At 62.0% G+C, this 17345-nt stretch carries 14 protein-coding genes; 8 read left to right on the forward strand and 6 right to left on the reverse strand.

The genetic code is table 11. From position 1 onward, the window contains the following. Positions 1 to 37 precede the first annotated feature (37 nt). Positions 38 to 1336: a glutamyl-tRNA reductase gene (gene hemA, locus Q7V46_RS01955; RefSeq protein ID WP_304911814.1), complete on the reverse strand. Its 1299-nt coding sequence runs from the start codon at positions 1334 to 1336 to the stop codon at positions 38 to 40. Positions 1337 to 1384: 48 nt separating this feature from the next. Between hemA and Q7V46_RS01960 the strand changes: the two genes are divergently transcribed. After that, positions 1385 to 1642, forward strand: coding sequence for a hypothetical protein (locus Q7V46_RS01960; protein ID WP_304911815.1), 258 nt, complete (start codon positions 1385 to 1387; stop codon positions 1640 to 1642). A gap of 17 nt (positions 1643 to 1659) precedes the next feature. Here the strand turns inward: Q7V46_RS01960 and ugpQ are convergent, their stop codons facing one another. The 5 genes from ugpQ to ugpB form a co-directional block, all read right to left on the reverse strand. Next, positions 1660 to 2433, reverse strand: coding sequence for a glycerophosphodiester phosphodiesterase (gene ugpQ, locus Q7V46_RS01965; RefSeq protein WP_304911816.1), 774 nt, complete (start codon positions 2431 to 2433; stop codon positions 1660 to 1662). Beyond that, a complete protein-coding gene (gene ugpC / locus Q7V46_RS01970) occupies positions 2430 to 3434 on the reverse strand; it encodes a sn-glycerol-3-phosphate ABC transporter ATP-binding protein UgpC (RefSeq protein ID WP_304911817.1) in 1005 nt (334 codons plus the stop codon). Before ugpC ends, ugpQ begins: the two co-directional genes overlap by 4 nt. A 56-nt stretch (positions 3435 to 3490) precedes the next feature. Beyond that, positions 3491 to 4345: a sn-glycerol-3-phosphate ABC transporter permease UgpE gene (ugpE, locus tag Q7V46_RS01975; RefSeq protein ID WP_304911818.1), complete on the reverse strand. Its 855-nt coding sequence runs from the start codon at positions 4343 to 4345 to the stop codon at positions 3491 to 3493. A gap of 88 nt (positions 4346 to 4433) precedes the next feature. Continuing rightward, positions 4434 to 5315: a sn-glycerol-3-phosphate ABC transporter permease UgpA gene (gene ugpA / locus Q7V46_RS01980; protein ID WP_304911819.1), complete on the reverse strand. Its 882-nt coding sequence runs from the start codon at positions 5313 to 5315 to the stop codon at positions 4434 to 4436. A 101-nt stretch (positions 5316 to 5416) separates the two neighbouring features. Next, entirely contained in the window at positions 5417 to 6736 is a 1320-nt protein-coding gene (ugpB, locus tag Q7V46_RS01985; RefSeq protein ID WP_304911820.1) for a sn-glycerol-3-phosphate ABC transporter substrate-binding protein UgpB, read from the reverse strand. A 177-nt stretch (positions 6737 to 6913) separates the two neighbouring features. Here ugpB and Q7V46_RS01990 point away from each other — a divergent pair, with 177 nt between their 5' ends. The 7 genes from Q7V46_RS01990 (at position 6914) to Q7V46_RS02020 (ending at position 17294) form a co-directional block, all read left to right on the forward strand. After that, on the forward strand, positions 6914 to 10807 hold the full coding sequence (locus Q7V46_RS01990) for an FAD/FMN-binding oxidoreductase (protein ID WP_304911821.1): 3894 nt from the start codon (positions 6914 to 6916) through the stop codon (positions 10805 to 10807). Positions 10808 to 11040: 233 nt separating this feature from the next. Continuing rightward, on the forward strand, positions 11041 to 11454 hold the full coding sequence (locus tag Q7V46_RS01995) for a DUF971 domain-containing protein (protein WP_304911822.1): 414 nt from the start codon (positions 11041 to 11043) through the stop codon (positions 11452 to 11454). Positions 11455 to 11470: 16 nt separating this feature from the next. Continuing rightward, a complete protein-coding gene (gene ubiE, locus Q7V46_RS02000; protein ID WP_304911823.1) occupies positions 11471 to 12202 on the forward strand; it encodes a bifunctional demethylmenaquinone methyltransferase/2-methoxy-6-polyprenyl-1,4-benzoquinol methylase UbiE in 732 nt (243 codons plus the stop codon). 57 nt (positions 12203 to 12259) lie between these two features. After that, positions 12260 to 13258: a Tim44 domain-containing protein gene (locus Q7V46_RS02005; protein ID WP_304911824.1), complete on the forward strand. Its 999-nt coding sequence runs from the start codon at positions 12260 to 12262 to the stop codon at positions 13256 to 13258. Between the two features lie 451 nt (positions 13259 to 13709). After that, positions 13710 to 15383, forward strand: a complete 1674-nt coding sequence (locus Q7V46_RS02010) for a sensor histidine kinase (RefSeq protein WP_304911825.1) — start codon at positions 13710 to 13712, stop codon at positions 15381 to 15383. After that, entirely contained in the window at positions 15373 to 16074 is a 702-nt protein-coding gene (locus tag Q7V46_RS02015; RefSeq protein ID WP_304911826.1) for a response regulator, read from the forward strand. The genes Q7V46_RS02010 and Q7V46_RS02015 overlap by 11 nt, the downstream gene beginning before the upstream one ends. 218 nt (positions 16075 to 16292) lie before the next feature. Further along, positions 16293 to 17294, forward strand: coding sequence for a tripartite tricarboxylate transporter substrate binding protein (locus Q7V46_RS02020; RefSeq protein ID WP_304911827.1), 1002 nt, complete (start codon positions 16293 to 16295; stop codon positions 17292 to 17294). The last annotated feature ends 51 nt before the right edge of the window (positions 17295 to 17345 follow it).

The raw sequence follows: 17345 nt of genomic DNA on the forward strand, positions 1-17345 counted from the left end.
CCGGTCCCTGATGGGTACCGCGCTGCCGGATGGCTCGCTAGGAAAGATTGCTTCGGCCGCTCTTGCGCGGCTCGTCGCGCAGGAACAGGCGCGAAACGGTCTGCGCGGTGGCGGCGCGGGTGGCGCCATCGCCGGCGTGCAGCTCGGCCAGCGTGCCGTGCAGCATTTTTTGGGTCAGGCCACGGGAGAGCGCTTCCAGCACGGCTTCCACGGGCTCGCCTCTTGCCAGCAATTTCCGCGCACGCGCGAGTTCAGCGGCGCGCCATTCGTCGGCCTGAGCGTGAATCTGCTGGATCAGTGGCACGACGCCATGGGCAGGGTCCCGCTGCTCCATCCAGTGCATGAAGCTGAGCACACCCGCGTCGATGATGGCTTCTGCCTGGGCCACGGCAGCCTGGCGGTTGTTCTTGCCTGTTTGCACAACCGAAGCGAGGTCGTCCACGGTGTAGAGGTAGACATCGGCCAGCGCCTTCACTTCGATCTCGATGTCGCGAGGGACGGCCAGGTCGACCATGAACAGCGGGCGATGACGGCGCTTCTTCAACGCGCGTTCCACCGCGCCCAGCCCGATGATGGGCAGTGTGCTGGCGGTACAGCTGATGACGGCATCAAACTCGTGCAGGCGATCGGGTACATCGGCCAGGCGCATGACTTCGCCCCCAAAACGCACGGCCAGTTTTTCCCCACGCTCCAGCGTGCGGTTGGCAATTGCCATGCCCTTGGGCATCTTGGCCGCAAAGTGGGTGGCAGCGAGTTCGATCATCTCGCCAGCGCCCACGAACAGCACCTTGATGTCGCGCAGGTCTTCGAACAACTGCCCGGCGAGGCGGACCGCTGCTGCCGTCATGCTGATGGAGTGGGCGCCGATCTCGGTGGAGGTGCGCACTTGCTTCGCGACCGCAAACGAGCGCTGGAACAACTGGTGCAAGGTGGTGCCCAAGGCACCAGCGTCGTCAGCGGCGCGAACCGCGTCTTTCATCTGCCCCAGGATCTGGGGTTCGCCCAGCACCATGCTGTCCAGACCGCTTGCCACGCGAAACGCGTGGCGTGCCGCCTGGTCTTCCCGCAGCACATAGGCATGGTCTCTGAGCACATGGGAACTCACGCCACCCGTCAGGGCCAGCCATTCAAGCGTCGGTTCCACAGCGGCCTGATCCCCGGCGCCGTAGAGCTCGGTGCGGTTGCAAGTGGAGAGCAAAGTGGCCTCAGGCTGGCGGGCCAGACTTTGCCGGTAGCCGTGCAGCGTAGGCTGAATCTGATCAAGCGCAAACGCAAAGCGGCCCCGCAAATCGAGCGGAGCCGTGTGGTGGTTGATGCCGAGCGCCCAGACAGACATTGCCGGATTATAAAATTGAACGCTTATGCTGCATACCATGACGTTCAAATGACAGTGATAGCCGCGGTGCTGCACCTCGCAGGATTTCTTGCTCCTGCCTTCGTGACGGGTTCATTGTTGTGGCTGGCCGCTGGTTTGTGGCGCGCCGGACGTCGTCGGCGCCTGAGTCTAGGTCTTCTGGTGCTGGCGGGTGCGGCGGTGCTTTTTGCAGGGCTCGCGTACTTTGGGCGCGACGGCAAGATCGCGACCTACGCCGCGCTGGTGCTGGTGCAAGGCACCCTTGTCTGGTGGCTGCGGCGACGCTGAACGTCACCTTTTGATCTTCACACCGAGTCGCGGCCCGGCGCAAAAAGGTCGACACGATCTGTGATCACGCCGTCGATGCCCAGGTTCAGCAAGCGCTCAGCCGCCCATTCATCGTTGACGGTATAGGCCATGGCACGCATGCCGGCCTTGGTGGCCGTTGCCATCAAGGTTTCGTCCCACAAGGCATGGTTGCAGACGATGGTCACACAGCCCAATTCGCCCGCAACGTCCAGCCAGCCGTCCCACAGGGTGTCGAGCAGCAACCCGCGGGGCAGATCGGGCGCCGCTTCTTTGGCTCCCTGCAGAGCCTCTGGCTGGAAGGAGGTCAAAAGCGGTGGCGAGGTCGATGAAGCGGTCCACAGCGCCGCCGCTTCTTTGGCTACTGCCTTGCCCGTGGCCTGCTCCAGACCCGGGGTGGGCTTGATCTCGATGTTCAACATGAACGCATTGGCCAGGCAATAGCCGGCCACCGCAGCCAGTGTGGCGAGGGGTTCCCCTGCAAAGGTACGCGAGTGCCAAGCCCCGGCGTCGAGTTGGCTGAGGTGGTGCCAATCGTGGTGTCCACCAATGCCTTCCCCGCTGGTGGTGCGTTGCAGTGTGGCGTCGTGCAACAGGAATACCACGCCGTCGGCGCTCAGCTTGGCGTCGCATTCGAACATGCGGTAGCCGTGCGAGGCACCGACGCGGAAAGCGGCGAGGGTGTTTTCAGGTGCGAGCTTTCCGGCCCCCCGATGGGCGATCCAGCGCGGATACGGCCAGGGAGCGGGCGCCGGCGGGGTGGGGGATTTCATTGCCGCTTGCCTGTCTCTGCGTCGAACCAGTGCATCCGGTCTTCCCTTGGCTGGGCATGGATGGTGCTGCCAATCTCGGGTGCACCCTGGTCTTCGTGGGTGCGGATGATCAGTTGCTCGTCACCCAGGCGGGCGTGGACCAGGCGCTCGGCACCCAGCAGCTCCACGGTTTCAACCTGAAGGGACCAGCCGCTGGCGCCAATGTCGATGTGCTCGGGCCGGATGCCCAGCAGGCTGCCGGGGCGGCCACCCGGCGCATGCTTCAACAGGTTCATGGGCGGCGAACCGATGAAGCTGGCCACAAATGTGGTGGCAGGGCGGGAGTACACCTCTTCGGGCGTGCCGAATTGTTCCATGTTGCCTGCGTTCATCACGATCATGCGCTGGGCCAGCGTCATGGCTTCGACCTGGTCGTGCGTGACGAACAGCGACGTGATGCCGAGTTCGCGGTGCAACTTCTGAATTTCCAGGCGGGTCTGGGCGCGCAGCTTGGCGTCGAGGTTGGAGAGCGGTTCATCGAACAGGAAGACCTGAGGCTGGCGCACGATGGCACGACCCATGGCCACGCGCTGCCGCTGGCCGCCTGAAAGTTCTCGCGGTTTGCGGCTGAGAAGATGACCCAGTTCCAGAATGCCGGCGGCCTTGTCCACGCGCTGCTTGATCTCGTCGATGGGGACTTTCTTGATCTTCAGGCCATAGGCCATGTTGTCAAACACGGTCATGTGGGGGTACAGCGCGTAGTTCTGGAACACCATGGCAATGTCACGTTCAGCCGGCTCCAGCGCGTTGACCACGCGAGGGCCGATGGTGATTTCACCGCCGCTGATTTCTTCCAGCCCGGCCACCATGCGCAGCAGCGTGGATTTGCCACAGCCGGAAGGGCCCACGATCACGATGAATTCACGGTCGGCGACTTCGGCGTTCACGCCGTGTATGACCTGCAGTTCGGTTTTGCCGGAGCCGTAGCGCTTGATGACGTTGCGCAGGGAAATGGATGCCATGGGGATTCAGAATTGATTTGGGTGAGGAAAGCAGCGACAGAGGCGGTGGGGGAGACCTACTTCTCCGTGTCCACCAGGCCCTTGACGAACCAGCGCTGCATGAGCATGACCACCACGGCGGGTGGCAGCATGGCCAGGAAGGCGGTGGCCATCAGCACATTCCATTCAGTGTACGACTCGCCCGAAACCAGGCGCTTGATACCCAGCACGATGGGATACATGTCCTCGTTGGTGGTGATCAGCAGCGGCCAGAGGTACTGGTTCCAGCCGTAGATGAACTGGATGACAAACAGCGCGGCGATGCTGGTGCGCGACATGGGCAGCAGCACGTCCCAGAAGAAACGCATCGGTCCGGCACCGTCCACGCGCGCGGCCTCTACCAATTCGTCTGGCACGGTCAGAAAAAACTGGCGGAACAGGAATGTGGCCGTGGCCGACGCGATCAGCGGAATGGTCAGGCCGGCGTAGGTGTTGAGCATGCCCAGGTCGCTCACCACTTTGTAAGTGGGTCCGATGCGCACTTCCACCGGCAGCATCAGGGTGACGAAAATCATCCAGAACACCAGGCTGCGCATCGGAAAGCGGAAGTACACGATCGCGAACGCTGACAGCAGCGAGATGGCGATCTTTCCAATCGCTATCACCAGGGCCATGATCAGGCTCGTACCCATCATGGGGAGCGCGGCAGGCAGGGTGCTGCCGGCTTCTGTCACGCCGCCGAACAGCGCCACTTTGTAAGTGGTCAGCATGTTCGAGCCAGGCAGCAGCGACATGGGCACCGAGGAGGCAATGTCCTGCGCCGACTGCGTGGACGCGACAATGGTGAGGTAGACGGGGAAGGCCACGATGGCCACCCCGACGATGAGGATGAAGTGGGACAGGAAGTCCAGTCCCGGGCGGCGTTCGATCATGGGGGGCCTCCTGCCTGACCGCGCCAAGGGTGGTCAACCCCCTTGGAGGGTAGCGAATACACGAAATGGTGAGCGTGGGCGTGCATGGTCAGTACTGGACTTTTTTCTCGACGAAGCGGAACTGGATCACCGTCAGCGCAATGACGATGGTCATCAGCACCACCGACTGAGCGGCCGAGCCGCCCAGATCCAGCGCCTTGAAGCCGTCGTAATACACCTTGTAGACAAGGATCGAAGTCGACTTGCCCGGCCCGCCCTGTGTGGCTGCGTCGATGATGGCGAAGGTGTCGAAGAACGCGTAGACGATGTTGATCACCAGCAGAAAGAAGGTGACGGGAGAGAGCAGCGGAAAAACGATGCTCCAGAAACGCCGCCAGAAGCCAGCGCCGTCGATCGCTGCGGCTTCGATCAGCGACTTGGGAATCGACTGCAGGCCCGCGAGGAAAAACAGGAAGTTATACGAAATCTGCTTCCACACCGACGCCATCACGATCAACGCCATGGCATCGCCTGGCTGAAGAAGATGGTTCCAGTCATAGCCCAGAAAGCGCAGCAGATAGGAAATCGTGCCGAAGGGCGAGGCGAACATGAACAGCCACAACACGCCAGCGACCACCGGCGCCACCGCGTAGGGCCAGATCAGCAAAGTCTTGTATGTGCTCGACCCCTTGATGACGCGGTCGGCCATGAGGGCCAGCAACAGTGCCACCACCAGGCCGATGACAGCCACCAGCACCGAAAACACCGCCGTGGTGTTGAAGGATTCGATGTAGGTTTCGTCCGCCCACAAGCGCTCGAAATTGAGCATGCCCACGAACTCTGTCGTGGTGCCGAAGGCGTCCTCTTGCAGCACGCTCTGATACAGCGCCTGAGCGGCCGGCCAGAAGAAAAAAATCAGCACCACCGCCATTTGCGGGGCCACCAGCAGCCAGGGCAGCCAGGCGGAACGAAATCGGACTCGTTTTTCCATGGAGTATCAATGGGAAAGGACGCGAAACATACAACGAAAAACCGCCCCGCCGGCTGCGCCGGTTCGGGGCGGGTGGGACGCCGGGGGCGTCCATCAGCGCATCAGCGGGCTTGGTTGGCGGAGGCGAAACGGCTCAACTGCTCGTTACCGCGGCGGACCGCGTCGTCCAGTGCCTGCTTGGCGGACTTGCGACCGGCCCAGACCTGCTCCAGCTCTTCGTCGTTGATGGTGCGGATCTGCACGAAGTTGCCCAAGCGGATACCGCGGGATTTATCGGTGGTTCTGCGGATCATCTGCTCGACCGACACGTCTGTGCCCGGGTTCTGCTGGTAGAAGCCCGACTTTTCTGTCAACTGGTACGAGGCGGAGGTCAGCGGCAGGTAGCCGGTGCGCTGGTGGCTCTTGGCTGCTTCTTCGGCTTTGGAGAGATGCGCGAAGAACTGGGCCACGCCTTTGTACTCATCGTCCTTTTTACCTGACATCACCCACAGGCTGGCGCCACCGATCACGGTGTTCTGCGGCGCACCGGGCACGTCAGGATAGAAAGGCAGGGTGCTGATCCCGCTGGCAAATTTGGCGTTGCGTTTGATGTTGCCGTAGAGCGCCGACGAACCGGTGGTCATGGCGCACTCGCCCGAGACAAACGTCGCATCGGCCGCATTTCCACGGCCCTTGTAAACGAACAGCCCAGTCTTGGCCATGTTGGCCAGATTTTCGATGTGGCGCACGTGCAGCGGGCTGTTGAAGGTCAACTTGGCGTTGATGCCGCGCATGCCGTTGCCCAGGGTCGCGAATTCTGTGTTGTGCCAGGCTGAGAAACTCTCAAGTTGCGTCCAGCTGACCCAGCTGGTCGTGAAGGGGCACTTGTGTCCGGAGGCCTTGAGCTTGCCTGCTGCGAGGGCCACTTCAGGCCAGGTCTTGGGCGGGGATTCGGGGTCCATCCCGGCAGCCTTGAAGGCGTCCTTGTTGTAGTGAAAGACCGTGGTCGAACTGTTGAACGGAAAGCTCAGCATCTGACCATTGGGAGCGGTGTAATAGCCGGCCACCGCTGGCACGTAAGCATTGGGGTCGAAGGTCACGCCTGCCTTGCGCATCACCTCACCCACCGGAACGATTGCCCCGCGGCTGGCCATCATGGTGGCAGTGCCGACCTCGAACACCTGCAGGATGTGAGGCGCATTGCCAGCGCGGAAAGCTGCGATGGCGCCCGTCATGGACTCGTCGTAGCTGCCTTTGAAAGTGGGGACGATCTTGTACTCGGTCTGGCTGCCGTTGAAGTCCTTGGCCAGGTCGTTGACCCATTCGCCCAGCGCGCCGCCCATGGAATGCCACCACTGGATTTCAGTCTGGGCGTGCAAAGGAGTGCTGATGAAGGCGGCGAGCGCCACGGCACCAGCGGCGGGGATGAGTTTCTTGCGCATGGGGAAGCTCCTGAAGAATTGTTTGGAACGCCGAAGCCTATCGGTCTTTTGTGACAAATTGATTGCATACGGGTTTCCTGGGCATGACAACAGGGGTTTCCATAGGGGGGGTAGGTGTATGTTGCGCTGCGGTACCATCACCGGCTACCCACAGTCATGCTGGCGACCGCCACACAGATGAACGCTCCGACCCCGCTTTCGCTTCTCGCCACGCCGACCGAAGACGCGCCGCGTTTGCGAGAAATCCCCTACAACTACACGTCCTTTTCGGATCGGGAAATCGTCCTGCGGCTGTTGGGCGAGCGCGCCTGGTCCTTGCTGGACGGCTTGCGCGGTGAGCGGCGCACCGGTCGCTCGGCCCGCATGTTGTATGAAGTGATGGGCGACATCTGGGTGGTGCAGCGCAACCCTTATCTGCAGGACGATCTGCTCGACACACCCAAGCGCCGCAAGCAACTGGTGGATGCCTTGCACCATCGGCTCGGTGAGGTGGAAAAGCGGCGTACGCCTCAGGACGACGCCAGTCGCGACGCTCTGGTGGCCGAGTTGCTTGAGGCGGCCAAAGCGGCTGTGGATCGGTTTGCCGGTTCGTTCGACGAAATGGCGGCTTTGCGCCTGCGAGCCACCAAGGCCCTGCGCAAACTGACCGCACGCGACAACATCAAGTTCGACGGTCTTTCGCGTGTCTCGCATGTGACCGATGCCACCGATTGGCGGGTGGAGTACCCGTTTGTGGTGCTCACGCCTGACACGGAAACCGAGATGGCGGCGCTGGTCAAAGGTTGCTTCGAACTGGGCTTGACCATCATCCCGAGAGGGGGTGGCACGGGCTACACCGGCGGCGCCATTCCGCTGACTTGGAAGAGCGCGGTGATCAATACCGAAAAGCTCGAAGCCATGACCGAGGTCGAGTGGGTGATCGTGCAGGGCCATGACAAGCCCGTGCCCACCGTATGGACCGAAGCCGGTGTCGTGACGCAGCGCGTGGCTGATGCCGCCGAGCGGGCGGGGCACGTGTTTGCGGTCGACCCCACCTCGGCAGAGGCTTCGTGTATCGGCGGCAACATTGCCATGAACGCTGGCGGCAAGAAGGCGGTGCTCTGGGGCACGGCACTCGACAACCTGCTGAGCTGGCGCATGGTCACGCCACAGGCCGAATGGCTGGAAGTGACCCGGCTCGACCACAACCTCGGCAAGATCCACGACGCCGAAGTCGCTACCTTTGAGTTGCAGTATTTCCAGGCTGACGGCAAGACGCTGCTGCGCACCGAGCGGCTGGCCATTCCTGGCAAGACCTTCCGCAAGGAAGGCCTGGGCAAGGACGTGACAGACAAGTTCCTCAGCGGCCTGCCGGGCATCCAGAAGGAGGGATGCGACGGCCTGATCACCAGCGCGCGCTGGGTGGTGCACCAGATGCCGGACCACGTACGCACCGTGTGCCTGGAGTTCTTCGGCAATCCCAAGGACTGCGTGCCTTCGATCGTCGACATCAAGGATTTCATGTTCGGCGAAATGAAGCGCCCGGGTGGCGCCATCCTGGCCGGCCTGGAGCATCTGGACGACCGCTACCTGAAAGCCGTGGGCTACGCCACCAAGAGCAAGCGCGGCACCTTGCCCAAGATGGTACTGGTGGGTGACATCGTGGGCGACGACGCCGACGCAGTCGCCCGTGCCACCAGCGAGGTGATCCGCCTGGCCAATTCGCGCAGTGGTGAAGGCTTTGTCGCCATCAGTCCGGAAGCCCGCAAGAAATTCTGGCTCGATCGCAAGCGCACGGCGGCGATCAGCAAACACACCAACGCCTTCAAGATCAATGAAGACGTGGTGATTCCGCTGCCTCGCATGGGGGAATACACCGAAGGCATCGAACGCATCAACATTGAGTTGTCGCTGCGCAACAAGCTCAGACTCTGCGAATCGCTGGAAGCGTTTTTCACCCGCGGGCAACTTCCGCTGGGCAAGAGCGATGACGCCAACGACATTCCCAGCGCCGAACTGCTGGAAGACCGTGTGCAGCAGGCACTGGCTCTGGTGCGCGAAGTGCGCGCACTCTGGTACGGCTGGCTGCGTGACGTGGACGTGCTGTTCCCGCAGTTGCAGGACCATCGTCTGCGTGCGAGCTGGAAAACCCAGATTCGCGCGCCGCTGCAAGGCATCTTCGCTGGCGCGGCATTCGGGCCCATTCTGGCCGAATGCCAAGCGATTCACCAGCGTGTGCTCAAGGGACGGGTGTGGGTCGCGCTGCACATGCATGCCGGTGATGGCAATGTGCACACCAACATCCCGGTCAATAGCGACGACTACGAAATGTTGCAGACCGCCCATGAAGCCGTGGGCCGCATCATGGTGCTGGCCCGCGGTCTGGATGGCGTGATTTCCGGTGAGCATGGCATCGGCATCACCAAGCTGGAGTTCCTGACCGACGATGAACTGCGACCGTTTGCAGAGTACAAGGCCAAGGTGGACCCTGAAGGCCGATTCAACAAGGGCAAATTGCTTCGCGAGTTTGCCGGTACGCCCGCCTTGGCGCACGACGCCAGCCTGCGCAGCGCCGACCTCAGCAATGCTTACACCCCCAGCTTTGGTCTGATGGGGCACGAGTCGCTGATCATGCAGCGCAGCGACATTGGCGCCATCGCCGACAGCGTGAAGGACTGCCTGCGTTGTGGCAAGTGCAAGCCGGTGTGCGCCACCCACGTGCCGCGTGCCAACCTGCTGTACAGCCCGCGCAACAAGATCCTGGCCACGTCGCTGCTGGTGGAAGCCTTCCTGTACGAAGAGCAGACCCGCCGTGGTATCAGCCTCAAGCACTGGGAAGAGTTCGAAGACGTGGCAGATCATTGCACGGTCTGCCACAAATGCCTGAGCCCTTGCCCGGTCAACATCGACTTTGGCGACGTGACCATGAACATGCGCAACCTGCTGCGCAAGATGGGTCAGAAGAGCTTCAGGCCTGGCAATGCGGCGGCCATGTTTTTCCTCAATGCATCGAACCCCGAGACCATCAAGCTGATGCGCACGGCCATGGTGGGTGTGGGCTTCAAGGCCCAGCGTCTGGCCAATGACCTGTTCAAACGCGTGGCGCGCAAACAGACAAGCGCGCCCCCCGCAACGCTGGGTGCCGCACCTATCAAGGAGCAGGTGATCCACTTCATCAACAAAAAGATGCCAGGTGGGCTGCCCAAGAAAACGGCCCGCGCGCTGCTGGACATTGAAGACAAGGACTACGTGCCCATCATCCGCGATCCAAAGGCCACCACGGCCGAAACGGAAGCGGTGTTTTATTTCCCTGGCTGCGGTTCTGAACGCCTGTTCAGCCAGGTGGGCCTGGCCACCCAGGCCATGTTGTGGCACGCCGGCGTGCAGACGGTGTTGCCACCGGGCTACCTCTGTTGCGGCTACCCCCAGCGCGGCAGTGGTCAGTTCGACAAAGCCGAGAAGATGATCACCGACAACCGGGTGCTCTTTCACCGCGTGGCCAACACGCTGAACTACCTGGACATCAAGACGGTGGTGGTGAGCTGCGGCACCTGTTACGACCAGCTGCAGGGCTACGAATTCGACCAGATATTCCCGGGCTGCCGGATCATCGACATCCACGAATACCTGCTGGAAAAAGGCATCAAGCTACCGGCCGGGCAGGGCGGCTACCTGTACCACGACCCCTGCCACACCCCCATGAAGCTGCAGGACCCGATGAAAACGGTCAGGGCCCTGGTGGGCGACAACGTGGTGGAGAGCAAGCGGTGCTGCGGCGAGTCCGGCACGCTGGGCGTGACCCGGCCGGACATCTCCACCCAGATCCGTTTTCGCAAGGAAGAAGAGATCAAGAAGGGTGAAGCGACGCTGCGCGCGGCCGGCACCGTGAGCGAGACCGGCAACATCAAGATGCTGACCTCGTGTCCCAGTTGCCTGCAGGGGCTGACCCGCTACGGCGACGATCTGAAGAATGGTCTGCTCGAAGCCGACTACATCGTGGTCGAGATGGCCAACCAGATCCTTGGCAAGGACTGGCTGCCTGAGTACGTGGCGGCCGCCAACCAGGGTGGTATCGAGCGGGTGCTCGTATGAGGCACCCCCGCGCCGCCTTCGGCGTCACCCCCTCAAGGGGGCGATACCAGTGGCCCGGCGAAGCCGGTTCCACGGTATCTCTGGAAGGGGTCACTTCGCGCCAGAGCACGAGATGCACCCCCGCAACGCTTTGGGCTAACCCCTCTGGAGGTCACCAGTGGCCCGGCAATGCCGGTTCCTCGGTGTTCGCTGTTTAGGGAATCCCTCCTGCATTCTGAACCTGGAGCACTGAAATGGCTGGACTGGACAAGAACACCCCGACACCGCAGGACATCACCTTGCACGGCGCCTCGCGCGTGCTGGAAGTGGGTTTTTCTGATGGTCAGACCTTCCGCATTCCGTTTGAGTTGATGCGTGTGTACTCGCCGTCGGCAGAAGTGCAAGGGCATGGCCCTGGGCAGGAGGTGCTGCAGACAGGCAAGAGGGAAGTGGGCATCTCGGGTTTGGAGCCCGTGGGCAACTACGCGGTGCAGCCCACGTTCAGCGACGGTCACGACTCCGGGATTTTTTCGTGGGACTACCTGTATTTCCTTGGATCGAAGCAAGACGAATTGTGGGCTGATTACAACGCGAGGCTGCAGGCTGCGGGTGTGGATCGCGATTCGTCCATGCCAGAGAAGTCGGGGCAGGGTTGCGGCAGTCACTAAGCCTTTAATATTGTTTATGGCTAGCACTCACTTCGGTTTCAAGACGGTCGACGAACGCGAGAAGGCGCAGCGGGTGCGCAGCGTGTTTGACTCGGTTGCGCCCAAATACGACGTCATGAACGACCTCATGTCCGGTGGGCTACATCGCTTCTGGAAGCGATACACCCTGACGGTGGCCCACCCCCAGCCTGGCGATCAGGTGCTCGACATCGCGGGAGGCACGGGTGACCTGTCTCTGGCCTTTGCGAAGAAGGTGGGGTCCCAAGGCAGGGTGGTGCACACCGACATCAACGAAAGCATGCTGCGCGAAGGGCGTGATCGCCTGATCGACCTGGGTGTGGTGTTGCCCACGCTGGTTTGTGACGCGGAGCAGTTGCCCTTCCCCAGCGATTCTTTCGATTTCGTGTCCGTGGCCTTTGGTCTGCGCAACATGACCAGAAAGGAACTTGCATTGGCCGAAATGTATCGGACGCTCAAACCGGGTGGGAAGCTGCTGGTGCTGGAGTTCTCGAAGGTGGCGCAGCCGCTGGAAAAGGCCTATGACTGGTATTCCTTCAACATCCTGCCCAAGCTGGGCAAGTGGGTCGCGAAGGACGAGGAGAGCTACAGGTACCTGGCCGAATCCATACGCATGCATCCGGGTCAGGAGGCATTGAGGCAGATGATCAAGCAGGCAGGCTTCGGGCACGTGGATGTACACAACCTGACAGCTGGGGTGGTCGCTTTGCATGTGGGAATCAAGTGTTGATAAACCTTGCCGAAAAGAAGGTGTGATGTGAAAAATTTCTTACGGGGACAAATGACAATGAACAAGTTGTGGTCGGTGGTGTTGGTCTGTGCACTGGTGGTCGGTACACAGGATGCTTTTGCAAAGCGCCTGGGTGGCGGTTTCTCCTTCGGCAAGCAATCGGGCAATGTGACGCAGCGCAACGCGGCTCCCCCTGCGCAGCAACAGGCCACTCCGCAACAGGCACCTGCTCAAAATGCAGCTGCCCGTCCGGCTTCGGCAGCGCCGACCGCCGCAGCGCCCAAGCGGCCCTGGGGCGCCATGATGGGCGGTCTGGCTGCGGGTCTCGGTCTTGCCTGGCTGGCTTCCGCACTGGGATTCGGGGAAGCTTTTGCGCAGTTCCTGCTGTTTGCCCTGATCGCCGTGGTGGTGATGGTCGTCATTGGCATGGTCATGCGCAGCCGTCAACCTGCCAGTCGCAATGGAGGCTTGGCTTACCAGGGCGCATCCTCGATGCAGGCCGGTGGTGCCGGTGACGCCCTCACGCCCCGCAGTTACAGTCCTCAGAATGTCGGCAACGATTCGTCGGCCCGTCCATGGGAGCGTGGTAGCGCGGTGTCTGACAGTGGTCCCGGGGCACTTGGTGGTTCCATGATCGGGTCGGCTCTTTCGGGTTCCCAGTCATGGGGTGTGCCCCAGGACTTCGACCAGGAAGGTTTCCTGAAGGCTTCAAAAGGCAACTTCATCCGGCTTCAGGACGCGTGGGACCGCTCCGATATGGTCAGCCTGCGCGCCATGATGACCGACGACATGCTCGAACAGATCAAGCAACAGCTTGCTGATCGGGAGCAAGCCGGCGGCGGCGCAGCGAACAAGACCGAGGTGGTGGTTCTGGAGGCCCAGTTGCTGGGCATCGAAGAGCTGGAGTCCGAGTACATGGCCAGTGTGGAGTTCTCCGGCCTGATCCGGGAGGATGAATCGGCTGGTCCGAACCCATTCCGGGAAGTCTGGAACATTACCCGTCCCAAGGCCGGGTCAGGTGGCTGGCTGGTGGCAGGGGTGCAGTCACTGCAATAGAGCGGCAGTGGCGGCAGCACTGCGCTGGCGCATGACCGTTCAAGCACGACACGAGTGAAAGTGCGTACCTCAGGCATGCCCCGGCCGGTGGCATCGCCAGTCTGAGTCAGCCCTCGTGGGTGGGTTGCGGCTCAACAGAGTCGCATGGGCAGCGCCGAACAAGTCCCTATCGACGAGCGATTCCCAGCCACGCGCGGTCAGCGGCTCTGCCGATCTTCGTGAAACCGGCCGTTGCTGAGGTCTTTTGTTGCTTGGATTCCAAGCCGCGAAGCGCGCGCAACCACGGGGACACTTGCAGTGTTGCCGTCGTGTTGCCGTTTGCGCGGTGGCGCATTCACGGCTGCGACAGCCACAGGGCTGGCTCGATCCTCTGAGATGTGGGTGTACCCTTCAAGCTGCAAGAGGCGCACGGCATCGCATTCGGTGCGCTTTTCCGGCATGGATCGACACCATGAACCAAGCGACAGGCAGTTCACGAGACACCACACGCGGGCGCAAACGACCAAACTGGTTTTATCTGGGCTTCCGGGCCCAGATGATCCTTCTGGTCGGCTCTCTGGTGGTCCTGATGCTGGGCATTCAGGGGCTTTATCTGAACCAGCGCTACGCGGCCCTGATGGAGAATCAGATCGGGAAACGTGCCCTCAGCGTGGCGCGCACGCTGGCCGCCAATGGCTTGCTGATCGAAGCATTTGCGCTGCCCGATCCAGCGACGATCATTCAACCCTTGGCAGACCATGTGCGCAAGCAGACCGGGGCCAGTTTCGTCGTGGTGGGCAATCGGGACAGCATCCGCTATTCCCACCCCTTGCCCGATCGGCTGGGGGGTCGGATGGTGGGAGAGGACAACGAGCCTGCGCTGCTGGAGGGGGCTGAGTATGTTTCCCGTGCCACCGGATCGCTGGGCCCTTCCATTCGGGGCAAGGTGCCGGTAAGGGATGCAGACGGAGCGATCATCGGTGTGGTGTCTGTCGGTTTTCTGGCCAGTGAGATCGGCGATCGCATCTCGAGCGATATGCGATCACATCTCCTGCTCATGGCGGGCATCGCTGGTCTGGGTTTGCTGGGGGCGTTCTTTATTGCCATCCGCTTCAAGCGCGCCATCCTCGGTCTGGAGCCGCACGAGATTGCGCGGCGCCTGCAGGAGAAGGACACCATTCTCCAGTCGATGCATGAAGGCCTGGTGGCAGTCAATGCCCAGGGACGCATCACACTTGCGAATGCTGGCGCTCGCCGCTTCCTGTCGGGCGGCGTCGATCAGGACCCGGCGGGGCAGGACATTCTGCAAGCCTTGCCGCGCTCGCGCCTCCATGAGGTGTTGCGAACCGGAGAGGCCCAGTACGACAAGGAAACCTGGGTGGGTGAACAGCTTGTGGTGGTCAACCGGGTACCCATCGTGGTTGAGGGACGGATCGAGGGCGCCGTGGCCACGTTTCGCAGTCGCATGGAAATACTGGAACTCTCACGCAGCCTGGCCGAGGTTCGGCTGCTGGCCGACGGGTTGCGGGCGCAGGCACACGAGTTCTCCAACAAGTTGCACATGCTGGCGGGCTTGCTTCAACTGGGCAAGGTGCAAGAGGCCATCGCACTGATCGGAGACGAAAGCCGGCTGGAGCAAGCTCGCCTGACTTTGCTGCAGAACCGGGTGCACGATGCGGCCCTGTGTGGCCTTCTTGCGGGCAAGCTCATGCGCGCCGAGGGCCGAGGCGTGAAAATCGAGGTGGACGAAGGCAGCAGCCTGCACAGCGTGCTGTCTGCTTCGGGACGCGAAGCCTTGCTGTGCATCATCGGTAACCTGCTGGAAAACGCCAGCGAGGCACCTCGTCCGCCCGACCGTTCGCCTGTGGTCGTGCTGTTTTTCACCGACGTGGGGGATTCGGTCGTCATCGAAGTCGATGACAACGGCTGCGGTGTCGATGAAACCCGGGCAGAACAGGTGTTCGAGCGCGGTGCATCAAGCAAAGGAGTTGGTCGAGGCATTGGGCTGGCGCTGGTGAGGCAGCTGTGCAGGGACTTGGGCGGTGACGTCACGCTGGAGCGGGGCGAACAGGGAGGTGCCTGCTTTGTCGCTGTGGTGGCCAAGTCGCTGGTCACCGAAAAAGAAGGTGGAAGCGATGTCGAATGAGCTCAGACCGTACCGTGTGCTGGTGGTGGAAGACGACTTCCGGATTGCACAGATCAACACGGCCATGGTTGAACAGCATGCGAGATTCCAGGTGGTCGGGAGCTGCCGCAGTGGTACCGAAGCCCTTTCGTGGTTGCAGGTTCATGGTCACGATGTGGACCTTGCTTTGCTGGACGTATACCTGCCAGATGTCGAGGGGCTGTCGTTGCTGTGGGAAGTCCGCCGCCTGTACCGCCAACTGGACATTGTGATGGTCACCGCCGCAAAAGAGGTTGACACGGTGGAAGAGGCTTTGAGGGCTGGCCTGTTCGATTTCCTGATCAAGCCTGTTCAGGCCTCGCGCATGCAGGCCATGCTCGAGCGGTTCCTGCAACGGCGCGCCCTGGGGCGTCAGCGCGAGGTCGACCAGAAGCAGCTGGACCTGGCCCTGGCGGCTGCGGTACCGGAAGATCGTTCGCGTACGCTGCCCAAGGGTGTGGACTCGCTTTCTCTGGACACCATCCTGCAGGCTTTGTCCCTGGCCACCGGCCCGTTGACGGCGAGTGAGCTGGCCGAACGCACGGGCACCAGCCGGTCGACTGCCAGGCGTTACCTGGAGTATCTGGTCGGCACTGGTCAGGTGGGGGTGGCCGCTGCCTATGGCGAGGTGGGCAGGCCACAGCGCCTGTACCAACTGCGTTCTGAAGTCTGACCTGCGGTTGACTTTTCGCCACCCGTGTTGGACAGGCAGGCCGTGAACACAACGGCCAAAACACCCAATTTGACCTTAACTCCGAATCTCTGGGAAACCCTGATGTGACGCCCAAGGTCCGTCCCTAGCATCCCGTCACCTGCCCGGCATTCCCCACTTGCCGGGGCTTGCAATCACGGCCGATCGACAGCCGGCCGAACCATCAAGGAGACAACACCATGCCTGTTTCAAACCAGTTTGACCGCCGCGAAACCCTGAAGTTGCTGGGTGCCACCGGTTTGGCGCTGAGCCCTCTGAGCATGGCCTGGGCACAGGCCTGGCAGCCGCGCCAGGCGGTGGAATACATCGCGCCCGCCAACCCGGGCGGTGGCTGGGACACCTTGATCCGCACCACTTCACGCGTGATCCAGGAAGAAAAGCTGGCCACAGTCAACTTTGCTCCCATCAACACCCCCGGAGGCGGCGGAGCAGTGGCCTGGGCGCAGATTGCGGCCAAGAGGGGCAACCCGCATGTGCTTTTCGCCGCCAGCCCGCCACTGATCCTGGTACCGCTGTCTGGCACATCGCGATTCGGCCACAAGGACTTCACACCGATCGCACGACTGATCACGGATTATTCGATCCTGCTGGTCAAGTCCGACGCTCCATACAAGAGCGCCAGGGATCTGTTCGATGCCGTCAAGGCGCGGCCCAATCTCAGCGTGGGTGGTGGGTCCGCCCCGGGTTCGATGGACCACATCTCGATTGCGGGTGCTGCCTCGGCTGCGGGACTCAATCCTGCGAGTCTGAACTACATTGCTTTTTCCGGCGGTGGCGAAGCCATGACCAACTTGCTGGGCGGGCATGTACAAGCGGTGATCACCGGTGCGGGTGAGGCGCAGTCCCAGCTCAAGGGCGGTCAGGTGCGTGCGCTGGCCGTATCCGGGCCCAAGCGGGTGGCGTCATTGCCTGATGTACCCACTTTCCAGGAGCAGGGCATCGATTTCACCTTCGACATCTGGCGCGGCATCATGGGGGCGCCGGGCATGCCGGCCGAGGCTGTCGCCTACTACCAGGACATGTACGCCCGCATGCTCAAGACGACCGCCTGGGAAAAGGCACGTGACCAACTCGGCTGGATCGACGCGTATCAGACCAGCGCCGAGTTCGGCGCCTTCCTGGAAGACCAGCACAAACAGTTCAGCACGGTGTTGGCCGACCTGGGTCTGGCTCGCCGCTGACCACTGAACGCCGTTGCCTGAGCAGTGGCACCCGGCCGGGTCGCCGCTGCT

Source organism: Hydrogenophaga sp., from assembly GCF_030651625.1.
Classification (GTDB): domain Bacteria; phylum Pseudomonadota; class Gammaproteobacteria; order Burkholderiales; family Burkholderiaceae_C; genus Hydrogenophaga.